Origin of the sequence: Serratia sp. AKBS12 (genome assembly GCF_024793895.1) — a bacterium.
In the GTDB taxonomy this organism is placed as follows: Bacteria; Pseudomonadota; Gammaproteobacteria; order Enterobacterales; family Enterobacteriaceae; genus Serratia_F.
Window position 1 is genome coordinate 1,434,931 of record NZ_JANUSB010000015.1, and the last position, 22,306, is coordinate 1,457,236.

A 22,306-nucleotide genomic window follows, 5' to 3' on the forward strand; every position below is an offset into this window, starting at 1 on the left:
CGATGACCACAGCCTAACCGCCACCACTGTCAGATTTTGGCAGTAGCATCGCCAATACCGGTACTGTCCCGCCACTGTTTTATCAACGCCCGGCGACCACGCGGATAACGCTGTGCCAGGGGAGAAATAGCGCTGATACGATCGAGACGAAAATGGCGCAATCCCTGACGCAGTTCGCACCAGGCCAGCAACACCTGCACCTGTTCAAAGTAGCCGAGACCAAACGGCCACAGCCTGCGCTGTGAAACCACACCGGCGGCATCCTGGTAGGCAATGTCGATTTTGCATTCGCTACGGATGGTGTCGCGTATCGTCGAGCGCAACGCGTCGGACACCGGCACGCTATCCACCGGGCCGATCAGTAGCGTGTTGGCCTCCAGTTCCTCGCGCAGCGCGGCGGGCAGCACCGCGGCAATTTTTGCCAACGCCCGATCTGCCGCAGCGACCAGTTGGCTGTCGCCACGCCGTGTCACCCAGCGCATTCCCAATACCAGAGCCTCGATTTCCTGCGTTGAAAACATCAGCGGCGGCAACGTGAATCCCGGCCGTAACACATAGCCGACGCCCGCTTCGCCGACAATTTCGGCGCCCTGCAGCTGTAAGGTGGCAATATCGCGATATAGCGTGCGCATGCTGATACCCAGCCGTTGCGCCAGTGCGTGCCCGGCAAGCGGATAACGATGCTGACGCAGGATCTGCATCAGTTCCAACAGCCGTTGAGTGCGTGACATAACGCGATTTTCCTTATAAAAAAGGGCCTACCTGCGTAAGCCCCAGCGCTGACCAACAGGTAACGCTTATTTCTTCATACTACCAACCATATCTTCCGGTCGAACCCATTCGTCAAATTGCTGTTCCGTCAGGTAGCCCAATTTCAGCGCCGATGCCTTCAGCGTCAACCCTTGCTTGTGCGCCTGCTTGGCGATTTCCGCCGCCTTGTCGTAGCCAATATGGGTATTCAAGGCGGTAACCAACATCAGCGATTCATTCAGCAGTTGCGAAATACGATCGCGATTCGGTTCGATGCCTACCGCACAATGCGCGTTGAAGCCGTTGATACCGTCCGCCAGCAGGCGAATCGATTGCAGATAGTTATGGATCACCATCGGGCGGAATACGTTCAGTTCAAAGTTGCCGGAAGCGCCGCCGATATTCAGCGCCACGTCGTTGCCCAGCACCTGTGCGCAGAGCATGGTCATCGCCTCACATTGCGTCGGATTGACCTTGCCCGGCATGATCGAACTGCCCGGCTCGTTTTCCGGAATGGAGATTTCACCGATACCGCAGCGCGGACCTGAGGCCAGCCAGCGCACATCGTTGGCGATTTTCATCAGCGACGCCGCCAGCCCCTTCAGCGCGCCGTGGCCATGCACCAGCGCGTCACAGGTAGCCAGCGCTTCAAATTTGTTCGGTGCCGTCACGAACGGCTGGCCGGTTGAATCCGCCAACGCTTTTGCTACCCGCACCGCGTATTCCGGGTGAGTATTCAGGCCGGTGCCGACCGCGGTGCCACCCAACGCCAGTTCACACAGGTGCGGTACGCTGGCCTCGATATGGCGCAGGCTGTGTTGCAACATTGCCGCCCAGCCGGAAATTTCCTGGCCCAGCGTCAGCGGCGTAGCATCCTGCAAATGGGTGCGGCCGATTTTCACGATGTCACGGAAGGCGTCGGCTTTTTCGTTCAGCGTCTGGTGCAGCTGGTGCAGTTCGGGGATCAGGTGCTGGCGCAGCGCAATCACCGCCGCCACGTGCATGGCGGTCGGGAATACGTCATTGGAGCTCTGGCTTTTGTTGACGTCGTCGTTCGGATGCACCAGGCGCCCTTCGCCACGCTCGCCGCCCAGCAGCTCACTGGCGCGGTTGGCCAACACCTCGTTGATATTCATGTTGGTCTGGGTGCCAGAGCCGGTTTGCCAGACCGAAAGAGGGAATTCGTTGGCGTGTTTATCCGCCAGCACTTCATCTGCCGCCTGAATAATCGCCTTGCCCCGCTCCGCCGGCAGCAGGCCAAGATCGACATTGACGCTAGCGGCGGCGCGCTTGGTCAGCGCCAACGCGTGGATCAGCGCGGTCGGCATTTTTTCGCTGGAAATACGGAAGTGTTCGAGGGAGCGCTGCGTTTGCGCCCCCCACAACCGATCGGCCGGTACTTCGATGGGGCCCATAGAGTCTTTTTCAATACGAATGGCTGCCATCACTGTCTCCTTAGCACAATTCCTAAAAGTAAGATGTCCACGCCGCCACGGCGCGAACCTGTTTACAGGCACATCCAGTATAGTGACATAATAACTATTCGCATTAAGAGTCTGCGTTTATCCCTGCCGGCACCGGTTTCACCTGGCGGCAAACGGCGGGTGCCGCAGAACCGCCCGCCGTGCGCCGGGTGGCAAGATGGCGACACGCCCACTGTCAAGGATAATGACATTTTTAGATTTCTCCGCTTGCAAGCACCCTCGGTGCATTGTTTACTTGGCGGTAATTCCTTTATAAAGCAGGTAGTAATCATGCAAAAAATGACCAATGCGGTGCAAAATTACGCATGGGGTAGCCACGAGGCACTAACCAAACTGTACGGCATCGCCAATCCGCATGGAAAACCCATGGCAGAACTGTGGATGGGCGCTCATCCCAAAAGCAGTTCACAGGTGCCTGACGCCAATGGCGATCTGCATTCATTGCGCGACGTGATTAATCAGGATCAGCCAAAACAGCTCGGGCAGGACGTCGCCGCTCGCTTTGGCGAGCTGCCGTTTCTGTTCAAAGTGCTGTGCGCCGATCAGCCGCTGTCGATTCAGGTTCACCCAAGCAAGTCCGCAGCAGAAGTGGGTTATGCCCGGGAAAATGCCGCCGGTATCCCGCTGGACGCCGCCGAGCGCAATTACAAGGATCCCAACCACAAGCCGGAACTGGTGTTTGCCCTCACGCCGTTCCTGGCAATGAACGGCTTCCGTGAGCTGGCCGACATCGTGTCGTTACTGCAACCGATCGCCGGCGCGCATCACGACATCGCCGCCTTCTTGCAGCAGCCGGATACCGAACGCCTGGCAAAACTGTTTGCCAGCCTGCTCGGCATGAGCGGCGAACAGAAATCTCTGGCGCTCGGCGTTCTGAAGGCAGCGTTGAATAACCAACAGGGTGAGCCATGGGACACCGTACGCTTCATTGCCGGTTTCTACCCGGAAGACAGCGGCCTGTTCTCACCGCTGCTGCTCAACGTGGTAAAACTGGCTCCGGGCGAAGCGATGTTCCTGTACGCCGAAACCCCGCACGCCTATCTGAAAGGCGTTGCGCTGGAGGTTATGGCCAACTCGGACAACGTGCTGCGCGCCGGCCTGACACCGAAGTTCATCGATATCCCTGAACTGCTGGCCAACCTGCAATTCCGCCCGCAGCCGGCGTCCGGTTTGCTGACACAGCCGGAAAAGCGTGGCGATGAGCTGTTCTTCCCCATCCCGGTAGAGGATTTCGCCTTCTCGCTGCATGACCTTTCCAGCGCAGCGCAAAGTCTGGCACAACAGAGCGCGGCCATCGTGTTCTGCGTAGAGGGCGAAGCCCGACTGGAGAAACAGGGCCAGCAGATTACGCTGCATCCGGGCGAGTCCTGCTTTATCGGCGCGTTTGAATCGCCGGTCAGCGTCAGCGGCAGCGGCCGTATCGCACGGGTCTACAATCAACTGTCGTAACGCGGTGCATCGCTGAACTGCGCAAGCTGTGACAAGGAGTCGCGGCTTGCGCGATATGAGTATAAAGTTCAGTAAATTAGTTGCTAAAGTGCCGGGGTTACCGTCACAATTAAACGCCTGCGGGCGTTTTTTGTTGGCCCAATTTGCCTACCCATCTGCCAGCGTCGGATGGTTTATGAAAGGATGATAGAACGATGAAAAAATCATTAGTCGCCGTTGGCGTCATTGTGGTTCTAGGCGCAGCATGGACCGGGGCTTCATGGTATACCGGCAAACTGATCGAACAGCGGATGGGCGAAGTGGTAGCGAACGCCAACACGCAATTGAAAGCCTATCTGCCAAAAGCCGGCGTCAAGCTGGGTTACGAAAACTACCAACGTGGCCTGTTCAGCAGCCAGGTACGTTACGTTTTGCGTGCTGACGGCACCATTACCGGCGACGATGCCGCATTACAGCCGGGTGACGAATTGGCATTCCTGGAAACCATCGATCACGGTCCCTTCCCGTTCGCCCAGTTGAAGAAGTTCAATCTGATACCCAGTATGGCGTCGGTGCATACCGAACTGGAAAACACCCCGGCGGCCAAAACCCTGTTTGACATCACCAAAGGCAAGTCGCTGTTCAGCGCCGATTCGCGCATTGCCTATAATGGCGACACCTCCAGCGCCATCGAGGTGATCCCGGTCGACTACCAGAAAGACGGTTCTTCGCTGAAGTTCTCCGGCGCAACCATCAATGCCGACATTGCCCGCGATCTGAAAGCAATACAGCTCGACGGCAGCAGCGACAGTGCGGTGATTACCGGCCCGAACCAGTTTGGCCAGAACGAGCAGATTTCCCTGCAGGGCCTAAGCCTGAAAACCGATACCCACGCCGGCAAGTTCGATCTTAGCCTGGGCAATCAGACGCTGGCGGTGAAACAGTTGAAAGTAACGGTGGACCAGAAGGACACCCTGACGCTGGACGGTTTCAACCTGGCGAGCCAGTTTGGCGAAACCGACAGTAACCTGAACGGCCAGATTGACTACACCATGGACGCACTGAAAATTCAGGATCGCGATTTTGGTGCCGGCAAACTGTCGCTGAAGATCGACAAGCTGGACGCGCAGTCGCTGAAGGAGTTCGCCGACCGCTACAACCAGCAGGTCATGGCCATGATGCAGCAAGGAGAAACACTGGATGCCGAAGCCTATCAACAGCAGACCACGGAAATTCTGCTGCAAAACCTGCCATTGCTACTCAAAGGCAATCCAACCATCAGCATCGCGCCGCTGAGCTGGAAAAACGCCAAAGGCGAAAGTACCTTTACGCTGAATCTGGATCTGCTTGATCCGGCCAAGGCCGGCACACCGGCTGAATCGGTTGATCAACTGCTGTCCCGTTCGGTGAAGCAACTGGATGCCAACCTGAGCATTCCAGTACCAATGGCGATGGAAACCACCGCACAAACCGCCATGCTGCAGGGCTACAACGCCGAAGAAGCGCAAAAACTGGCGCAGCAGCAAGTGCAGGGCCTGGCGGCCATGGGCCAGATGTTCAAACTGACCACCATGAAAGACAACGTGATTGGCACCCGCTTCCACTATGCCGACAACCAGGTTGATCTGAACGGGAACAAAATGAGCCTGCAGGAGTTCCTTGGCCTGTTCGGCATGCTGGCCGGTCCGGCAGAGCAAGGCGTTCCGCCAGCCCCGACGCCAATGCCGGCTCCGGTGCCTGCACCGGCGCAATAACGCCGTCATCAGGGGCGCCTTTAGCGCCCCTCAGACTGATGACCAACCTCATTTCTGCTCAGAACCAGCAGAGGTCAATAAATAAAAAATCAGGAAAATCAATTTATTGCTTTTCGGCTGCTCGCCACAAAGCAGGCAAAACCACGCTTTTTCCTGCTTTGTCAGCAATCTGCGCCCCTTTCTATGCCGCGCCAAGGCAGCTCAGGCCCGGTACACCGCGTCGCGGATTTCGCCCGGAAATACCCCACTCATGCCCTCATACGCCGTGTTGGTCAATGCCACCACGCTCAGCGCCGATTGTCGATCGCAGAACCAGCTGTGACCGTAGGCACCGCCCCATTGCAGCGTACCGTTGCACTGCGGCGTCGCCGCCAAGGTCGCATCCAGCAATAATGCTCCGCCAAAACCGAAGCCCCAGCCCGGCCCCTGCGTTTCAGCTGCGGCGCTGACGTGTGGCTGATGCATCAGCGCCACCGTTTCCGGGCGCAGGTAACCGTTGGCACCGCCACGCATCGCCTCCAGCAGTTTCAGCACATCATCGGCACTGCCGACCATGCCGGCACCGCCGGAAGGGTAAGCGTCGACGTCCAGCGCGCGCGTTGGCGCGAAATCGATTTGGTAGCCGAATTCCGGCGGCAGCGTTAACTGCAAACCATCGTACATCGGTTCAGGCCGCGTTGCGCCGTTATAATAGGCCGTCGCCAGGTTGTCGGGGGTGGCGCTGCCGAAGCCGGTGGCACACAAACCGAGCGGCTGTGCCACCAAGTGGTCAAACAGTTGCGGTAATGGCCGTTCGGCGACCTGCTCCAGCACCGCCCCCAGTACGTCGATCGACAGCGAGTAATTGAATCTGCTGCCCGGCTCGGCGATCAGCGGCGCGTCCGCCAGCCGACGCAGATTCTGCTGCAGCGTGCCGCTGGCGCGTTCCAGTCCATCCTGGATCCCCAGGCGATGATAGGGTTGCGACGGCCGTTGCTTGAAACGGTAATCCAGGCCAGCGCTATGCGTCAGTAATTGCCGCAGGGTTATCGGCGGTATCCGCCCGTCGGCCAGCGCCGGCGTAAACCATGGCAACCAGCGGCTGACCGTATCATCCAATTGCAGCTTGCCTTGCTCCAGCAGGCGCATTGCCGCCAGCGTAACAAAGGGTTTGGATACCGAAGCCAGCCTGAATTGCGTAGTGCGCCGCATCGGTTTGCGCCACTCGCGGTCGGCATCTCCGCCCGTTTCGGCACAGATTAGCTCGCCGCCGTGCGCCACCAATACCACGCTGCCGACGATCCTTTTCTGCTCTATTGCCCGCTGTATCACTGCCTGCACACGCTTTGCTACTGACTGATTCACTGCTGCCATGTTCTGCTGCTCCAGTATTTATGAGTGAAATCAGTCTAAAGCGCCAATCGTGAAATAAAATAGGCTAAAATTTAATGCACCATTAAGTCAGGGTTAACGATAAATGAGTTCACTGTTGCAGCTATTGCCCTTTTTCGAAGCGGTCGCCCGGCTTGGCAGTTTTACCCGCGCAGCCAGCCAACTGGGCGTCACGCCACCGGCGGTATCACAGAATATCCAGACCCTGGAGGCCCGGTTGGGTATTCGTCTGTTCAACCGCACCAGTCGTTCGGTGCGGCTGAGTGACGAAGGCAAGCTGTTCTATCAGAGCGTGGCCCCGGCGATGAACCAGATCGATGTCGCAGCCGAAAATATCCGCGCGCTGCGCAGTCGCCCCTCGGGTCAGTTACGCATCACCCTGCCACAGCTGGCCGCTTCGCTGCTGGTGATGCCTTTTTTAACCGACTTCCATGCACGCTATCCGGAAATTCAGCTGGAGCTGTTTACCGACGATCGCTTCGCCGATCTGGTGCTGGATCATTTTGATGCTGGCATCCGCATGCATGCGGTGCTGCAAAAGGACATGATCGCGGTACCTATCGACAACGGCCAGCAACGGGTGATCGTCGCCGCCCCGCGCTATCTGGCACAGCACGGTGTGCCGACCACGCCGGAGGCGTTGCGCCAGCATAACTGCCTGCGCTATCGCTTTCCCGGCAGTGGCAAACTCGAACCGTGGTTTTTGACCCACGGCGGCCGGCATTTGGCGCTGGAGGTGAGCGGCTCGATGATTTTTAATGAGGATCTGCTGCTGAAGGGGGCCGCGCTGGCCGGTCTGGGGCTGACGCAGCGTTTTCGCGGTACCGTAGAACAAGAGTTGGCCAATGGAAGCCTGGTTGAAGTAATGGCGGATCACACCAGCGACGCCGCCGGCTTCTTTATCTATTTCCCCGCCAATCGACACATGCCGCTAAAGCTGCGGGTCTTTATCGATTTCCTGCAACAACAACGCCAGCGCGCCAATGCGCTTAAACCGAACCGCGCGGGATCAGGCTCGGCGGCAAAATGACGTCCTGCGGCGGCAGATCCCTGTGCTGGATGCGTTGCAACAGTCGCGACGCCGCGCTGCGCCCCACTTCGCGTGCGGAGCTGGAAACGAAGGTCAGCGGCGGCTGCGTTAACGCCGCTTCGGGCACATCGCCGAAACCAATCAGGGCCACCTGCTGGCCATAAAAGCTGTCCATCCCCTCAGAACCGATACTACGCCCACTGCGCACGATGCCAAAGTAGGCGCCAAGTGCCACCGAGGCTTTATGACAGACCAATGCGCTGATGTTCGGATGTTGTCGCAATAGCTGCTCCGCCGCCTGTGCCGCCGCCTGCTGTTGGCAGTCGCATTCGACTATCCATTCGGAACGAAACGGTAAACCGTATTGCACCAGGGTGGCGCAAAAACCGCCAAGTCGTTCTGCGCGGGTCAGCGAGTCACCTTGGCCGCCAAGATAGGCAATCTGGCTATGGCCGCGCTTAATCAGCAGTTCGGTGGCCATTTTTGCCGCCTGCATGTTATCCGGCCGCACCACGTCCACCCCTTCCAGACCATTGGAGCGAGCGGCACACACCAGCGGCACCCCCTGTTCGTCGGCCTTCTCGCGCAAACCGCTGACCGAACGCAGGCCGCCGGCCAAGACCATGCCGTCAACGCCGTGTTGCAGCAAGGTGTCAAAACAACGCATCAACCCCTGGCCATCGCGACCGCTTTGCGTCAGAAACAGCACCTTGCCGTTGGCCTCCAGCACTTCGCTCAGCCCGGCGGTCATTTCCGCATAAAACGGCTCGCAAATATCACGCAAGATCAGGCCAATCACCCCGGAATCGCCACCGCGCAGCGTTGCCGCCTGGCGATTGCGTACGTAGCCAAGCCGTTCGATCGCCCGATTGACCCGCTCCACGGTAGTGGCCGAAATGCGCCCTTTGCCGCTGAGAACCAGGGACACCGTAGTGACAGAAACGCCAGCCTGTAGCGCGACATCGGTAATGGTGATCTTTTTGATTGTTTTAACCTCGGTGCGATAAAGCGCCGCGGTAGCGGCAAGGCAAATGTTATACCGAATGTGGTTATTCAGTAAAACGTTTTACTGTCTCAGCTATTGTTGCGGAAAAAGCTGCATGTAAATTGTGATAAACGGCGCATTTTTCATAGGTAAAACGTTTTATCTTATTTTTACCTTAGATCGGTACATTCCTTTTTTGTTCGCCTTTTCGCCAGGAGTTCCCGTTTATGCCAGCGGTTAAAAAACCAAAAATCACGCTTTGGGAGTTTTTCCAGAGTCTGGGCAAAACCTTTATGTTGCCCGTCGCGCTCCTCTCTTTCTGCGGCATTATGCTGGGGATCGGCAGCTCGCTCAGCAGTCGCGATGTCATTACCCTGCTGCCGTTCCTCGGCCAGCCGATTTTTCAGTTGCTGTTCACCTGGATGAGCAAGATCGGCTCGTTTGCCTTCAGCTTTTTGCCGGTGATGTTCGCCATTGCCATCCCACTTGGCATGGCACGCGAGAATAAAGGCGTCGCGGCCTTCTCCGGCTTTGTCGGCTTTGCGGTGCTGAATCTGGCGACCAATTTTTATCTCACCAGCGCCGCTATCTTGCCAACCGTCGATCCGGTGGTGTTGAAGGCCAACAATATTCAGAACATTCTCGGCATTCAGTCGATCGATACCGGTATTCTCGGCGCGGTGATCGTCGGCATTATCGTCTATTTGCTACATGAGCGTTTTAACACCATCCGTCTGCCGGACGCACTGGCGTTCTTTGGCGGTACGCGTTTCGTGCCGATCGTTACCACCGTGGTACTCGGGCTGTGCGGGCTGGTGATCCCGCTGATTTGGCCGTGGTTTGCCGCTGGTATCAATGGCCTCGGCTGGGTTATCAACGGTGCCGGCGCCTTTGGCCCGATGATTTTCGGCACTGGCGAACGCCTGCTGTTGCCGTTTGGCTTACATCATATTCTGGTGGCGCTGATCCGTTTTACTGAAGCAGGCGGTACCCTGGATGTCTGCGGCCACAGCGTCAGCGGCGCGTTGACCATCTTCCAGGCACAGCTCTCCTGCCCGACCACCCACGGCTTTGCGGAAAGCGCCACGCGCTTCCTGTCACAGGGTAAAATGCCGGCGTTTCTCGGTGGTCTGCCGGGGGCAGCACTGGCGATGTACCACTGCGCCAAACCAGAAAATCGGCATAAGATCAAAGGGCTGTTGATTTCTGGCGTGGTAGCCTGCGTGGTGGGCGGCACCACCGAACCGATTGAATTCCTGTTCCTGTTTGTCGCACCATTCCTGTATCTGATCCACGCGGTCCTCACCGGATTGGGCTTCACCGTGATGGCGTTGCTGGGGGTCACCATCGGCAATACCGACGGCAATATCATTGATTTCGTGGTCTTTGGCATATTGCACGGCACCGCCACCAAATGGTATCTGGTACCGTTGGTGGCCGCCGTCTGGTTTGCCGCCTACTATGCCATTTTCCGCTTTTCCATTCTGCGCTTTAATATCAAAACACCGGGTCGCGAGAACGACAGCCCGGTTCCCTCCGGCACGCCTATCGGTGCCGTCGGCAAGTCCGGCTACAACGTACCGGCCATTCTGGCGGCGCTGGGCGGCGGCGAGAATATCGTCTCGCTGGATAACTGTATCACCCGTCTGCGCCTGTCGGTCAACGACATGAGCAAGGTGGACGATGCCGTGCTGAAGGCCAACCGTGCCATTGGCGTCGTGCATCTGAATGAACATAATCTGCAAGTGGTTATCGGACCGCAGGTGCAATCGGTGAAGGATGAATTAGACTCACTGATAAACCGTATCCCCCCCGTTACGCCATTGCAGGGAGCGTCTCATGTTTGATTTTTCTACCCCAGTCGATCGCCACGGCACCTGGTGCACTCAATGGGATTACATTGCCGACCGCTTTGGCGCCGCCGATTTACTGCCGTTCACCATCTCGGATATGGACTTTGCCACCGCCCCCTGCATTCTGGATGCCTTGCAGCAACGTTTGCAGCATGGCGTGCTGGGCTACAGCCGCTGGCAACATGAGGATTTTCTTGGCGCAGTGCGCCATTGGTATCAGCAACGTTTTCAAACGCCGATCGACACGGCTATGGCGGTGTATGGTCCGTCGGTGATTTACATGGCGGCGCAGCTGATCCGCCAGTGGTCGGCGCCGGGCGAGTGCGTGGTCACCCATACGCCGGCCTACGATGCCTTTTACAAAGTGGTGCTGGGCAACCAGCGCCAACTGTTGCCCTGCCCGCTGCAGAAGGTGGATAACCAGTGGCGCTGCGACATGGCACATCTGGAAGCGCTGCTGGCACGACCGCAAACCCGCATCCTGTTGCTGTGCAGCCCGCACAACCCTACCGGCAAAGTGTGGAGCCTCGACGAACTGCGGCAAATGGCCGAATTGTGCGAACGTCATGAGGTGCGGGTGATCAGCGACGAGATCCACATGGACATGACCTGGGACTCGCAGCCGCATGTGCCATGGAGCCAGGTGGCCACTGCGCCGTGGGCTTTGCTGACATCCGCCTCTAAAAGCTTCAATATTCCGGCCTTGACCGGGGCATTCGGCTTTATCAGCGACGACGCGTCGCGTGAAAGCTATCTGCAAACGCTGAAGGGCCGCGACGGGCTCTCCTCCCCGGCAGTGCTGGCGGTGGTAGCGCATATTGCCGCCTATCGTCACGGCGCGCCGTGGCTGGATCAACTGCGCGACTATCTGCGCGCCAACCTGCATTATGTGGCGCAGCGGTTGAATCAGGCCTTCCCCCAGCTCGACTGGCAGCCGCCGCAGGCCACCTATCTGGCCTGGATCGATCTGCGGCCGCTGAACATTGACGATCGTGAATTGCAGCAGGTGCTGATCGAACGCGAAAAGGTAGCGATCATGCCGGGCTTTACCTACGGCGAAGAGGGGCGCGGTTTTGTGCGCTTGAACGCTGGCTGTCCGCGCAGCAAGCTGGAAACCGGCCTTGACCGACTGATCGCCGGCCTGAAATTCACGCTGGGTGACGACTAATGCACCACGGCAGGCCTGCGCCTGCCGTTCGTTTCACCCGGCGTCGGGAATATCTTCAAGACGGTAATAGACCTTCAATCCCAGCGCATGCGCTACTTCGATATCCTTATCCGCTCCGCGCGACGCCCCTTCAATGCGGTAAATACCCTGACAGCGGCCAATCAGCCGATGGGCAACCGGATACAGATAAGCTTCGCCGATCTCATCCCCCAACTGCTGCGACCCTGCCGCTGCCGCCAGTGGCAACGCCAGCCATTCGCCAATCACCGGCAGATGCCCACGCTGATATACTGCCAGCGCCGCCTGTTCCAGGCGCTGCAGATTGGCAGCTATTTTTTCTGCATCACCGTCAGTGCCGCTGCGGTAAGGGCCAGCGATCAAAATCTGTTGTACCGTCATTCTTTGTTCTCCTGAATCGGGTTAAGGGCAATGTATTGCAGTAACATGATGGTTTTGGCGTCGACGATCACCCCCTGGCGGATTGCCAGCAGCGCATCATTCAGCGTCATTTCCAGCACGTCCAGGTCTTCGCCCTCGTCGACAACCCCCCCGCCGGCATGGACACGGTCGGACGCCTGATATTCACCAATAAAGAAATGCAGTTTTTCGGTCACCGAACCGGGACTCATGTACGCTTCGAACACTTTTTGCACTTTTTGCACGATATAGCCGGTTTCTTCTTCGGCTTCTGCACGAATGCGCTGTTCCGGCGAGGCGTTGTCCAACAGGCCGGCCGCCGCTTCTATCAGCATGCCATCATGACCGTTGACGAACGCCGGATAGCGAAATTGCCGCGTCAGAATCACCGTGTTGGCCTGGCGATTCAGCAGCAGGATCGCTGCACCATCGCCACGGTCATAGGTTTCACGGCTTTGCCGTTGCCAGCTGCCATCGCGGCGCAGAAAATCAAAGGTGGTTTTTTTCAGTAGATACCAATCGTCCGACAGCACCTGTGTGCTGACGATACGGACGCGATCCTGAGTGGCGATCATTGATCGGCTCCTAGAGTCAGTGGATAAGCATTGATACTAACGTGCAGTTTCGTGCATTATCAAGATAATTCGTGCAAAATGATTTAATGGGGTTTTATGCTCACCAGTCAACGCAAAAAATTGATCCTCGAAAAACTCGCGCAAGAGGGCCAGGTGCTGGCCAAACAGCTAAGCGAGATGTTTGGGCTGTCAGAAGATACTATCCGGCGGGATTTACGCGAACTGGACAGCGAAGGCTTGCTGCAACGGGTACACGGCGGCGCGCTGCCGGTATCGTCCGCCATTGCGCCGTTTGCCGAACGCAATACGCTGGAATCGGCGGCGAAGCGCGCCATTGCCGGTGCCGCTGCCGCCATGATCCTGCCAGGTCAGGTCGCTATCGTCGATGGCGGCACCACGTCGGCCGCGCTGGTAAAGCAACTGCCCGCTTCGTTGCATGCCACCATCGTTACCCATAGCCCCAGCGTGGCAGTCGATCTGGTGGAACATCCCAATATCGAGGTGATCCTGATCGGTGGCAGGCTGTTCAAGCATTCGATTGTCAGCGTCGGTGCCGCCGCCGTAGAAGCCATGTCACACATCCGAGCCGACATCTACTTTATGGGCGTCACCGGCGTGCACCCCACCGCCGGCCTCAGCACCGGCGATCTGGAAGAGGCCTACATCAAGCGCGCCCTGGCGGCACGCGCCGCGGAAACCGTGGTACTGGCATCCGCCGCCAAGCTGAATGCCGCATCGCAGTATGCCATCGGCGACGTTACGCTGGCGCAAACCATCATTGTCGAGCACGCCACCGACGACGCACTGATCGCGCCTTTGCAACAGGCTGGCGTCAGCGTAATCAAGGCCTGAGTCTCACCCTGACCGCATGCCGTGGGGGGCAAAACGTCCCCCTACGGCGTTGCGACCGCATAACGCCCCAAGAAAATGCGATGAAAATCACATTTACGCCAACTTTTTCCTCCCCGCCGATCGGCGTTTGTCGCCTTTCCCTCCCCTTGGCGGCCATATAGATACAACTCTTTGAATTTAAAACTTAAACGGTTGGCTTTGTCGTTTGTCGCACATCGAGACTTTGTGATTTACTTCGCAAAAAACGACCAATAACAACGGTAGTCAAGGTTATTGGAAACTATTTTTGTGATTATTTTGTGAGGTCTATTGCAAATTTGACCCACACCAAAATTTAACAATGAGCTCACGGCAACCAACGGGAGTCATTGAGATGAAAATCGGTGTGGTGATAAGCGGCGGTGATGTTACAGGCATTAATAACTTTATTTTCCAGATTGCCAATCTGACGCAGGCGGAAATCGTATTGTTTAACGGTGGTATTCCCGGTTTGCTGGAACATCGCCATCAATCGATTAGTCACCGCGATCTGATTGATTATGCCATTGCCGCACTGCCGGTTATTTCCTCTGGCCGCACGGCAAGGAAATTGTCCAGAGTAGAATATGACAAAATCGCCAGGCAGCTTAAATCCCTGCATATCGACGTGCTTATTATGGCGGGTGGCGACGGGTCGCTACAATTTTTAAATACCCTGAGCGAATTCGGTATTAATTGCTTTGGCGTTGGCATGACGATCGATAATGACGTGTTTGGCAGTCATTATACCATCGGATTTTCCACCGCCTGCGAGCAAATATTGAAAGAGGTCGCCAAATTACGTAATACCGGACGTGCGTTACCAGGCCGAGTATTTATGGTCGAACTGCTGGGTGGCTACTGCGGTGAATTAACCTTGCAATCGGCGATTAAATCCAATGCCGACTTTGCATTAATCCCTGAGTGCCAACAGCCATTAAGCAGCCTGGCGGATAAAGTCAAACGGCGGCTTGAACGGCAAAACAGCGTGATCATTTTATGCTCGGAGGGCTACACAAAAGAATATTCTCCGGGTTTTCAAGGTGCTATCGATACCATGATCGCCCAATTGGAACCCCGGATCGGCGTTCGTATTCGTAAAACCATTGTCGGTTACGGGCTGCGCAATGGCGAACCTACCTGTGAGGAAATTTATCAGGGCACCCTGATGGCGAGCGAGGTGGTGCGTTGCATTCAATCCGGAATGAAAAACAAAGCCGTCATTATCAATGCCAGTAATCAGGCTATTCCAATTGATTTAATCAGCATGAAGAAACGGCTGGTTGATCTCGAAGGGCACCATTACAAACTGGCCAAACAGTTAAATATCATTTGAGGAGAATACCCATGTTAAAAATACTCTGTGTATGCGGCTGTGGTTTGGGTTCAAGTTTTGCAATTGAAATGAGTGCCAGGGCGGTACTTAAAAAGCTGGATATTGACGCGGATATTGATCACACCACAATTTCCGAAGCCAGTGCCTTTAAATCCGATATTATTCTGACGCAAAAAACCTTTGCCGACATCCTGAATGCCGATGCCAGCGATGAAGAGAAAAAACGGGTCATTATTCTTAACAAGCTGACGGACAAGGTCGAGATTGAGCAAAAGATCGTCGCCTTTCTGAAAGAACGTAATATGCAAGGGATCCCATCATGAACAGCGTGATAGATTTCATTGTCAGAGACCTGCTCGGACAAGCGTCGATATTAATTGCCTTTATAGCCATGCTGGGATTATTACTGCAAAAGAAATCCACCGGCAAAGTGGCAGAAGGCACCTTCAAGACGCTATTGGGTTTTTTAATCATGATGGCCGGCATTAATATTATTGTCGACACCCTCACCTACCTGAACAGTATTTTCACCCACGGTTTCGGCATGACCGGCTATATCACCGACGTAGCGGCGATCGCCGGGCTGGCAAACCGTGAGCTTGGCTCGGAAGTGGCACTGACGCTGATGGTGATTTTTGCCGTAAACATTCTGATCGCCCGGCTCACGCCGTTCAAATATATCTTTCTTACCGGACAGGCGATGCTGTGGATGGCCACCATTGGCGCGGTAATCGGCTACAAGGCCGGGTTGAGCGGATTGCCGCTGATCCTTACCGGCGGCGTCTTCGGCGGCGTCATGGCGGTGGTGATGCCGGCGCTGGCACAGCCGGCGGTGCGCAGGATCACCGGCTCAGACGAGGTGGCGCTGGGACATTTTTGCACCATCGGCTATCTGGTGCAGGCGGCGGTGGCCAAGGTGATCGGCAAGGGATCGCGCTCCACCGAAGATCTGCAATTGCCGGACAACTTCAAATTCCTGCAAGACACCTATCTGTCGATGGCGGTGGTGATGATCCCGATGTATCTGATCCCGGCGCTGGCGGCTGGCCCGCAGTATATCGCGCAGTACGCCAACGGCATGAACTACCTGATGTACTCCTTTATGCAGGCGATTCAGTTCGTTGCCGGGGTGTTCATTCTGTATAGCGGCGTGCGGTTACTGCTCAACGAGCTGGTGCCGGCGTTTCGCGGCATCGCCATGCGCATCGTGCCAGATGCCAAACCGGCGCTCGATTGTCCGGTGCTGTTCCCCTACGCCCCCAATGCGGTGATCGTCGGCTTCCTGGCCACCACCCTCGGTTCGGTGATCGGCATGATCGTCTTCCCGATGTTTGGCCTGGCGATGATCCTGCCTGGGCTGCTGACCAACTTTTTTGCCGGCGGCACCGCCGGGATCTTTGGCAACGCGCTGGGCGGTCGGCGCGGGGCAATGATCGGCGGCGTGGTGCATGGCCTGTTCATTACCTTCCTGCCGGCGATTCTGGTGCCGATGCTGGAAAGCTACGGCTTCGTCGGCGTGACCTTCAGCGATTCCGATGTCATCAGCAGTGGTTTGGTGCTGGGCCATGCCTTGCAGAACAACTGGCTGTTTGTCGGGCTGTTCATTGCTTTTGTCACGCTTCTGGCGTGGTTCGTCAACGGTAAATCAACCAAGCATCATGAGGAAAAGATCCATGAAACTCTATAATTTCCCCGAACTGTCGCAGGTAGCCAAAGCGCGCGGCTTCAAGGCTATCGGCTCGTTTAACCTGCACTGTCTGGAAATGCTGCCGGCCTTTTTCCGCGCGGCCAAACAGACCAACAGTCCGTTGATGATCCAGATCTCCACCGGTACCGCCGACTATCTCGGCCACAAATTGCTGGTTGACGCCGTCAGCTCGCTGGCGTCCAGCGAACAGGTGCCGACCTGCCTGCACCTGGATCACTGTTCGGATCCGCTGGCCATTCGCACGGCGATTGACGCTGGTTTCAGTTCGGTGATGTACGACGGCTCGCACCTCAATATTGAAGAAAATATTGCCAATACCCGGCAGGTGATCGCTATCGCCCATCCGCGCGGCGTGTCGGTGGAGGCCGAACTGGGCGCCATTGGCGGCGCCGAAGACGGCAAGATGGTGGCGGCAGAAGACATCAGCTTCACCACAGTCGAAGATGCCAAACGATTTGTTGACGAAACCGGCGTCGACATGCTGGCCGTGTCGGTCGGCACAGTGCATGGCCTGTACACCGGCAAGGCGAAGATCCAGCATCGGCGACTGGCGGAAATCACCGCGGCCACCGGCACCCCGCTGGTATTGCATGGCGGCACCGGCGTCAGCGATGAAGACCTGCGGCTGGCAGTGGCTGGCGGTATTGAAAAGGTCAACGTTGGCACCGAAATGAACGTGCAATGGGTCGGTCGCTGCAAGGAGATGTTTGAAAAAGGCAAAGTCAGCGACAGCGTGCGCAAATTCCTGATCCCGGCCAATGATGCGGTCACCCAGGTATTAGCCGAAAAGATCGGTTTATTTAAATAAACGCCATTTTATTCTCACCTGGCAATAATAACCCTGGCGCCCCGGCGCGAGTCGGGGCTGGAGACGATGATGTTTGAATTTATCAAACGCCGTCGGCAGGAAACCCCTGTCGATGCGGCAGAAAACCACGCCGAAGCCGCGCGAGCCGCGGAAACCATTGCCCAATGGGAACAGCGGTTGGCGAATAATCCGCAGGACGGCGAAATACAAAAGCAGTTAATGCTGGAATATAACCGGGCGTTGAAAATATATGCCAAAAGCAAACGACATCGCGACCAGCTTGATTTACTGTTTGTCAAAATCGACGAGTTGCGCAATATCACAAGGAAGACCATCTGAGGGGAATTTATGTCGATAAAACAACTGCTGATCGAAGCAAATGCCATTCAGGTCGGGGTGCGGGAAGACGACTGGCAACGGGTGATAGCCCTGGCGGCGCAGCCGCTGGTCAAGCAGGGATATATCCACCAGTCCTATTATCAGGCAGTGATTGACAACACGCTGACCCACGGCGCGTATTACGTTTTTGACGAAGGTATCGCCATTCCTCATGCACGGCCGGAATGCGGGGTAATTAAAAACTGCTTCAGTCTGGTATTGCTCGAGCAGCCGATTGCCTTTGGCGACGGCGAAAAGGCCGACATCGTTATTTTATTCGGCGCAACCGACGGTCAGGGACATATTCAGGACGGCATTCGCGCCATCGTCGAATTACTGGATAATCCGCAGATCATGCAACAACTGCGCGCAGCAAAACAATGGCAAGACGTGGTGGATATATTATGAATCAGACACTCGGCACGGTTGGCGAAAAAACCGTTATTCTGGTCAACGGCGTACCCGCATCAGGCAAAAGCAGCGTCGCCGTGCGGCTGTCACACCATTTTGCCTTGCCCTACCTGACCGTCGACGGTATCAAAGAGCCATTTATGCACTGTTTTCCCCAGCTTGATCGCCAGCTTAACCGCACGTTGGGGCGTGCAGCCTACCAGGCAATTTGGGCGATCGTCGCCCAGGCACCGGCGCAGTGCGTTTACGTTATTGACGCCTGGTTTGGTTTTCAACCGAAAGATGACCTTCGCCGTTATCTGCAACAGGCCGGCGTTACGCAGGTGGTGGAGATCTGGAACCAGGTTTCCGGTGAACTGGCGGCGGCGCGCTACGCCGCACGGTTGCATCAGCGCGCCAAGGGACACCCCGGCGCAGAATATCTGCCGGAATTGCGTGAGTTGGCCAGACGGGCCACGCCGATGGCGTTGGGGCCGGTGTTGCGGGTCGATCAGTCTCAGCCGCTGGATATGCCGCGGATTATCACCTGGCTGCAAAGCGCGCTGAGCGCCAGCGTCAGCACCGACTCACGCAGTAGCGCCGCGAACTCCACCACCGATAGCTCCTATCGCCTGGCGTCACGCTGAGCGTACAATGGCGGGGAATTACCCTGCCATTACTTGAAATCGCCGCCAACCCGGCATTTAATGTGATCAAAATCACTTTTTTTTGCAACATCATGGATATTTTCATCAGTTTGTTTTTATACTGATATGCACTTTACCTACAACAAAAAGACGAGTGCACATCATGATAGATCCCCGCCTACCGCTTACCGATATCCATCGCCACCTTGACGGCAACATACGTGCGCAAACCATTCTCGACCTGGGTCGCCAGTTCAATCTCCAACTGCCGGCCAACGAGCTCGAAGCGCTGCGTCCGCACGTGCAGATCACCCACGCCGAACCCGATCTGGTCAGCTTCCTGCAAAAACTGGATTGGGGCGTGGCGGTATTGGGCGATCTGGAGGCCTGCCGCCGTGTGGCCTATGAAAACGTTGAAGATGCGGTCAACGCCGGGTTGCATTACGCCGAGCTGCGCTTTTCACCGTATTACATGGCAATGAAGCATGGCTTGCCGGTTGCCGGCGTGGTGGAGGCGGTGGTTGACGGCGTGCGCAGCGGCTGCCGCGATCGTGGCATCGACGTGCGGCTGATTGGCATCATGAGCCGCACCTTTGGTGAAGACGCCTGTCTGAAAGAGCTGGAAGGTCTGTTGGCGCACCGCGACAGCATCACCGCGCTGGATCTGGCCGGCGACGAGCTCGGCTTTCCCGGCAGTCTGTTCCTCAGCCACTTTAACCGCGCGCGCGACGCCGGCCTGCGCATCACCGTGCACGCCGGTGAGGCCGCCGGGCCGGAAAGCATCTGGCAGGCGATTCGCGAACTGGGCGCCGAACGGATCGGCCACGGCGTCAAGGCAGTAGAAGATCCGGCGCTGATGGATTTCCTGGCAGAACATGGCATCGGTATTGAATCCTGTCTGACCTCCAACATCCAGACCAGCACCGTGCCCTCGTTGGCACAGCATCCGCTTGCCACCTTTCTGCGCCACGGCGTACTGGCGTCAATCAACACCGACGATCCGGCGGTTCAGGGCATCGAGATTGCACATGAGTACAACGTGGCGGCGCCACAGGCCGGTTTGACGCCGGACGAGATCCGCCGCGCGCAGCATAACGGCCTGACCATGGCATTTCTTGACGAACGGGAAAAACAGGCGCTGCGCGATAAAGTCGGCGCTTGAACGATACGGGCGCAGTGACTGCGCCCGCAAATATGACGCTATTTGCTCGCCACAACCGCCTGCTGCCGGGCAGTTTTGCGCGCATAGCGCTGCGCCAGCACTGCGCAGACCATCAGCTGAATCTGGTGGAAAATCATCAACGGCAGCACCATCGCCCCGACCGCCGCCGCCGGGAACAGTACGTTGGCCATCGGAATGCCGTTCGCCAGGCTTTTCTTCGAGCCGCAGAACACGATGGTGATCTCATCGGCGGTATCAAAGCCCAGCAGACGCGCGGCGTAGGTGTTGATCACCAGCACCACGGTCAATAGCACCAGCGACATCAGCACAATCACCAACAGCGACCAACCGTCAATCCGCTGCCAAATGCCTTCCACCACCGCCGCACTGAAAGCGGTATACACCACCAGCAGAATCGATGAGCGGTCAGTGAGGTTGATCAGTTTGCGATGGCGATCAACCCATCTGCCGATCAGCGGCCGCGCCAGATGACCGAGGATAAACGGCACCATCAGTTGCACAATGATCGAACCGATGGCGTGCAACACATCGGTATTGCCACCCTGGGTATGCATCAGCGCCCCCACCAGCAATGGCGACAGAAACACCCCGAGAATGCTCGACGCCGACGCGCTGCAAATCGCCGCCGCGACGTTGCCGCCGGCCGCCGAGGTAAATGCGATGGCAGACTGCACGGTAGCCGGCAGCGCACATAAATACAGGAAACCCAGGTAGACGGTCGGCGTCATTACGCCGGGCACCAGCAGGTTCATCGCCAATCCGAGCAGCGGAAACAGCGCAAAGGTGCTGAGGAAAACCAGTAAATGCAGTTTCCAGTGGCTCATGCCGGCGACGATCGCATCGCGCGACAGCTTGGCGCCATGCATAAAGAACAGCAACGCGATGGCGGCGGTGGTCAGACGTTCGAAAAAGACTTTCCACACCCCTTCACACGGCAACAGTGATGCAACGATCACCACCAGAATCAAAACCAGCAAAAATTTATCAATGCGCAGGCGCTGCAACCAGGACATGAGACAGAATTCCTTGCAAAAAAGCGGGTTCAGCGGCTGAACCCGTAATATCAATCAGGATAGTTTTGTCGACCGTAACGCAGGCACTCAAGTCACCGGCAGCGCTTTCTGCTGTGCTGCCGACGCCATGCCCAGTTCGATCATTTCCATCACCGCGATCGCCTCGCTGGCAGGCACCGGGTTTGCTGCGCTGCCGTTGATGGCATCGCGAATGGCGGCATAATAGGCCGGATAGTTGCCCGGCAAGGTCAACAGCGGTTTCTCTGCCAGCAAACCATCACGTGACAACGTCACCACGCCGTCACGCATATCATAGCCCCAATCGGCCTGCGGCAGGCGTTCGCCAGCTTTCAGCCGATCTTCCTGCGGATCCAGCCCGAACTTGACGAAGCTGCCTTGGGTGCCATGCACGATATAACGCGCGCTTTCCGCCGCCGCCAGCACCGTGCCATGCAGTACCACCCGGCGTTTGGCGTAGTGCAATACCGCGTGGAAATAGTCAACGGATTGCGAACCCGGACGCAGCTCGGCCATATCGACAAACAGGGAGTCCGGCTTGCCGAACAGCTGCAGAGCCTGGTCGATCAGATGCGGGCCAAGATCGTACCAGATGCCGCTACCGATGCCACCCTGCTCACGCCAGCGCTGACGCACTTCGGGGCGGTAGCGATCGAAGTGCGATTCAAAGTACACCACCTCGCCAAGCGTTTGTTCCTGCAACAATGCCTTAAGCGTCAGAAAATCGCTGTCCCAGCGGCGGTTATGAAACACCGACAGCAGTAACCCGCTTTGTTTGGCCTGCTGATCGAGCTGCTGTGCCTGTGACAACGTCACGGTAAACGGTTTGTCTACCACCACGTGCTTGCCGGCGGCCAATGCCTGCTGCGCCAGCGGGAAGTGGGTGTCGTTCGGGGTGGGAATGACGATCAGATCGAGTGACGGATCGTTGAACAGCGCCTGTGGATCGCTGACTACCGACAGGGTTGGCCAGTCGGCGTGCACTTTGCCGGCATCGCTGCTCGATACCGCCGCCAGCTCGACGCCGGGCGTGCCGACGATCAACGGCGCATGAAACGTTTTACTGGCATAACCGTAGCCAACCAGTCCAACACGTAATTTTTCAGCCATGGTGTTTCCTCTGACAAGGCTTATCTAGAC

General features: G+C 57.0%; 22 protein-coding genes. 14 read left to right on the plus strand and 8 right to left on the minus strand.

Annotated features, from left to right (window positions below):
• Positions 1–29: 29 nt before the first annotated feature.
• Together NYE85_RS16585 and fumC are read right to left on the minus strand one after the other, a co-directional pair.
• Positions 30–731 (minus strand): YafY family protein, encoded by a 702-nt coding sequence (locus tag NYE85_RS16585; RefSeq protein WP_259005827.1) that lies wholly within the window; start codon positions 729–731, stop codon positions 30–32.
• Between the two features lie 66 nt (positions 732–797).
• Positions 798–2,195, minus strand: coding sequence for a class II fumarate hydratase (gene fumC, locus NYE85_RS16590; RefSeq protein WP_259005828.1), 1,398 nt, complete (start codon positions 2,193–2,195; stop codon positions 798–800).
• A gap of 309 nt (positions 2,196–2,504) precedes the next feature.
• Between fumC and manA the strand changes: the two genes are divergently transcribed.
• The gene (manA, locus tag NYE85_RS16595) at positions 2,505–3,683 is read left to right on the plus strand and encodes a mannose-6-phosphate isomerase (RefSeq protein WP_259005829.1); all 1,179 of its coding nucleotides are present in this window, start codon (positions 2,505–2,507) and stop codon (positions 3,681–3,683) included.
• 194 nt (positions 3,684–3,877) lie between these two features.
• A complete protein-coding gene (locus tag NYE85_RS16600) occupies positions 3,878–5,416 on the plus strand; it encodes a YdgA family protein (RefSeq protein ID WP_259005830.1) in 1,539 nt (512 codons plus the stop codon).
• A 201-nt stretch (positions 5,417–5,617) separates the two neighbouring features.
• Here NYE85_RS16600 and NYE85_RS16605 read toward each other — a convergent pair whose 3' ends face one another.
• Positions 5,618–6,769 carry a serine hydrolase gene (locus NYE85_RS16605; protein ID WP_259005831.1) on the minus strand — a complete coding sequence of 384 codons (1,152 nt, stop codon included), beginning with the start codon at positions 6,767–6,769 and terminating at the stop codon, positions 5,618–5,620.
• A 103-nt stretch (positions 6,770–6,872) separates the two neighbouring features.
• Between NYE85_RS16605 and NYE85_RS16610 the strand changes: the two genes are divergently transcribed.
• Positions 6,873–7,817, plus strand: coding sequence for a LysR family transcriptional regulator (locus tag NYE85_RS16610; protein WP_259005832.1), 945 nt, complete (start codon positions 6,873–6,875; stop codon positions 7,815–7,817).
• Here the strand turns inward: NYE85_RS16610 and NYE85_RS16615 are convergent.
• The gene (locus NYE85_RS16615; protein WP_259006354.1) at positions 7,777–8,850 is read right to left on the minus strand and encodes a Mal regulon transcriptional regulator MalI; all 1,074 of its coding nucleotides are present in this window, start codon (positions 8,848–8,850) and stop codon (positions 7,777–7,779) included. The genes NYE85_RS16610 and NYE85_RS16615 overlap by 41 nt on opposite strands.
• 179 nt (positions 8,851–9,029) lie before the next feature.
• Here NYE85_RS16615 and malX point away from each other — a divergent pair, with 179 nt between their 5' ends.
• Together malX and NYE85_RS16625 are read left to right on the plus strand one after the other, a co-directional pair.
• Positions 9,030–10,649 (plus strand): maltose/glucose-specific PTS transporter subunit IIBC, encoded by a 1,620-nt coding sequence (gene malX / locus NYE85_RS16620; RefSeq protein WP_259005833.1) that lies wholly within the window; start codon positions 9,030–9,032, stop codon positions 10,647–10,649.
• Positions 10,642–11,823 (plus strand): MalY/PatB family protein, encoded by a 1,182-nt coding sequence (locus NYE85_RS16625; protein WP_259005835.1) that lies wholly within the window; start codon positions 10,642–10,644, stop codon positions 11,821–11,823. Before malX ends, NYE85_RS16625 begins: the two co-directional genes overlap by 8 nt.
• Positions 11,824–11,856: 33 nt before the next feature.
• Here the strand turns inward: NYE85_RS16625 and NYE85_RS16630 are convergent, their stop codons facing one another.
• Together NYE85_RS16630 and NYE85_RS16635 are read right to left on the minus strand one after the other, a co-directional pair.
• Positions 11,857–12,222, minus strand: coding sequence for an NUDIX hydrolase (locus tag NYE85_RS16630; RefSeq protein WP_259005836.1), 366 nt, complete (start codon positions 12,220–12,222; stop codon positions 11,857–11,859).
• Positions 12,219–12,815: an NUDIX domain-containing protein gene (locus NYE85_RS16635; RefSeq protein ID WP_259005837.1), complete on the minus strand. Its 597-nt coding sequence runs from the start codon at positions 12,813–12,815 to the stop codon at positions 12,219–12,221. Before NYE85_RS16635 ends, NYE85_RS16630 begins: the two co-directional genes overlap by 4 nt.
• A gap of 96 nt (positions 12,816–12,911) precedes the next feature.
• On the opposite strand from NYE85_RS16635, the gene NYE85_RS16640 reads away from it, so the two are divergent.
• The 9 genes from NYE85_RS16640 (at position 12,912) to add (ending at position 20,114) form a co-directional block, all read left to right on the plus strand.
• Positions 12,912–13,667, plus strand: coding sequence for a DeoR/GlpR family DNA-binding transcription regulator (locus tag NYE85_RS16640; RefSeq protein WP_259005838.1), 756 nt, complete (start codon positions 12,912–12,914; stop codon positions 13,665–13,667).
• 373 nt (positions 13,668–14,040) lie between these two features.
• On the plus strand, positions 14,041–15,021 hold the full coding sequence (locus NYE85_RS16645; protein ID WP_259005839.1) for a 6-phosphofructokinase: 981 nt from the start codon (positions 14,041–14,043) through the stop codon (positions 15,019–15,021).
• Positions 15,022–15,032: 11 nt separating this feature from the next.
• Positions 15,033–15,344: a PTS sugar transporter subunit IIB gene (locus NYE85_RS16650; protein ID WP_259005840.1), complete on the plus strand. Its 312-nt coding sequence runs from the start codon at positions 15,033–15,035 to the stop codon at positions 15,342–15,344.
• A complete protein-coding gene (locus NYE85_RS16655; RefSeq protein WP_259005841.1) occupies positions 15,341–16,708 on the plus strand; it encodes a PTS sugar transporter subunit IIC in 1,368 nt (455 codons plus the stop codon). Before NYE85_RS16650 ends, NYE85_RS16655 begins: the two co-directional genes overlap by 4 nt.
• On the plus strand, positions 16,695–17,537 hold the full coding sequence (locus NYE85_RS16660; protein WP_259005842.1) for a class II fructose-bisphosphate aldolase: 843 nt from the start codon (positions 16,695–16,697) through the stop codon (positions 17,535–17,537). Before NYE85_RS16655 ends, NYE85_RS16660 begins: the two co-directional genes overlap by 14 nt.
• Positions 17,538–17,606: 69 nt before the next feature.
• Positions 17,607–17,876, plus strand: a complete 270-nt coding sequence (locus NYE85_RS16665) for a hypothetical protein (protein WP_259005843.1) — start codon at positions 17,607–17,609, stop codon at positions 17,874–17,876.
• Positions 17,877–17,885: 9 nt separating this feature from the next.
• Positions 17,886–18,323: a PTS sugar transporter subunit IIA gene (locus tag NYE85_RS16670; RefSeq protein WP_259005844.1), complete on the plus strand. Its 438-nt coding sequence runs from the start codon at positions 17,886–17,888 to the stop codon at positions 18,321–18,323.
• A complete protein-coding gene (locus NYE85_RS16675; protein ID WP_259005845.1) occupies positions 18,320–18,952 on the plus strand; it encodes an AAA family ATPase in 633 nt (210 codons plus the stop codon). Before NYE85_RS16670 ends, NYE85_RS16675 begins: the two co-directional genes overlap by 4 nt.
• A gap of 163 nt (positions 18,953–19,115) precedes the next feature.
• Entirely contained in the window at positions 19,116–20,114 is a 999-nt protein-coding gene (gene add, locus NYE85_RS16680; RefSeq protein WP_259005846.1) for an adenosine deaminase, read from the plus strand.
• A gap of 38 nt (positions 20,115–20,152) precedes the next feature.
• Here add and NYE85_RS16685 read toward each other — a convergent pair whose 3' ends face one another.
• Together NYE85_RS16685 and NYE85_RS16690 are read right to left on the minus strand one after the other, a co-directional pair.
• Complete coding sequence (locus tag NYE85_RS16685) at positions 20,153–21,148, minus strand: bile acid:sodium symporter family protein (RefSeq protein WP_259005847.1); 996 nt, start codon at positions 21,146–21,148, stop codon at positions 20,153–20,155.
• 87 nt (positions 21,149–21,235) lie between these two features.
• Complete coding sequence (locus NYE85_RS16690) at positions 21,236–22,276, minus strand: oxidoreductase (protein WP_259005848.1); 1,041 nt, start codon at positions 22,274–22,276, stop codon at positions 21,236–21,238.
• Between the last annotated feature and the right edge of the window lie 30 nt (positions 22,277–22,306).

What these genes read in the sequence shown, in the direction of transcription:
- NYE85_RS16585 (WP_259005827.1), bottom strand. Translation starts at nt 731, where the DNA reads ATGTCACGCACTCAACGGCTGTTGGAACTGATGCAGATCCTGCGTCAG.
- fumC (WP_259005828.1), bottom strand. Translation starts at nt 2,195, where the DNA reads ATGGCAGCCATTCGTATTGAAAAAGACTCTATGGGCCCCATCGAAGTA.
- manA (WP_259005829.1), top strand. Translation starts at nt 2,505, where the DNA reads ATGCAAAAAATGACCAATGCGGTGCAAAATTACGCATGGGGTAGCCAC.
- NYE85_RS16600 (WP_259005830.1), top strand. Translation starts at nt 3,878, where the DNA reads ATGAAAAAATCATTAGTCGCCGTTGGCGTCATTGTGGTTCTAGGCGCA.
- NYE85_RS16605 (WP_259005831.1), bottom strand. Translation starts at nt 6,769, where the DNA reads ATGGCAGCAGTGAATCAGTCAGTAGCAAAGCGTGTGCAGGCAGTGATA.
- NYE85_RS16610 (WP_259005832.1), top strand. Translation starts at nt 6,873, where the DNA reads ATGAGTTCACTGTTGCAGCTATTGCCCTTTTTCGAAGCGGTCGCCCGG.
- malX (WP_259005833.1), top strand. Translation starts at nt 9,030, where the DNA reads ATGCCAGCGGTTAAAAAACCAAAAATCACGCTTTGGGAGTTTTTCCAG.
- NYE85_RS16625 (WP_259005835.1), top strand. Translation starts at nt 10,642, where the DNA reads ATGTTTGATTTTTCTACCCCAGTCGATCGCCACGGCACCTGGTGCACT.
- NYE85_RS16630 (WP_259005836.1), bottom strand. Translation starts at nt 12,222, where the DNA reads ATGACGGTACAACAGATTTTGATCGCTGGCCCTTACCGCAGCGGCACT.
- NYE85_RS16635 (WP_259005837.1), bottom strand. Translation starts at nt 12,815, where the DNA reads ATGATCGCCACTCAGGATCGCGTCCGTATCGTCAGCACACAGGTGCTG.
- NYE85_RS16640 (WP_259005838.1), top strand. Translation starts at nt 12,912, where the DNA reads ATGCTCACCAGTCAACGCAAAAAATTGATCCTCGAAAAACTCGCGCAA.
- NYE85_RS16645 (WP_259005839.1), top strand. Translation starts at nt 14,041, where the DNA reads ATGAAAATCGGTGTGGTGATAAGCGGCGGTGATGTTACAGGCATTAAT.
- NYE85_RS16650 (WP_259005840.1), top strand. Translation starts at nt 15,033, where the DNA reads ATGTTAAAAATACTCTGTGTATGCGGCTGTGGTTTGGGTTCAAGTTTT.
- NYE85_RS16655 (WP_259005841.1), top strand. Translation starts at nt 15,341, where the DNA reads ATGAACAGCGTGATAGATTTCATTGTCAGAGACCTGCTCGGACAAGCG.
- NYE85_RS16660 (WP_259005842.1), top strand. Translation starts at nt 16,695, where the DNA reads ATGAAACTCTATAATTTCCCCGAACTGTCGCAGGTAGCCAAAGCGCGC.
- NYE85_RS16665 (WP_259005843.1), top strand. Translation starts at nt 17,607, where the DNA reads ATGTTTGAATTTATCAAACGCCGTCGGCAGGAAACCCCTGTCGATGCG.
- NYE85_RS16670 (WP_259005844.1), top strand. Translation starts at nt 17,886, where the DNA reads ATGTCGATAAAACAACTGCTGATCGAAGCAAATGCCATTCAGGTCGGG.
- NYE85_RS16675 (WP_259005845.1), top strand. Translation starts at nt 18,320, where the DNA reads ATGAATCAGACACTCGGCACGGTTGGCGAAAAAACCGTTATTCTGGTC.
- add (WP_259005846.1), top strand. Translation starts at nt 19,116, where the DNA reads ATGATAGATCCCCGCCTACCGCTTACCGATATCCATCGCCACCTTGAC.
- NYE85_RS16685 (WP_259005847.1), bottom strand. Translation starts at nt 21,148, where the DNA reads ATGTCCTGGTTGCAGCGCCTGCGCATTGATAAATTTTTGCTGGTTTTG.
- NYE85_RS16690 (WP_259005848.1), bottom strand. Translation starts at nt 22,276, where the DNA reads ATGGCTGAAAAATTACGTGTTGGACTGGTTGGCTACGGTTATGCCAGT.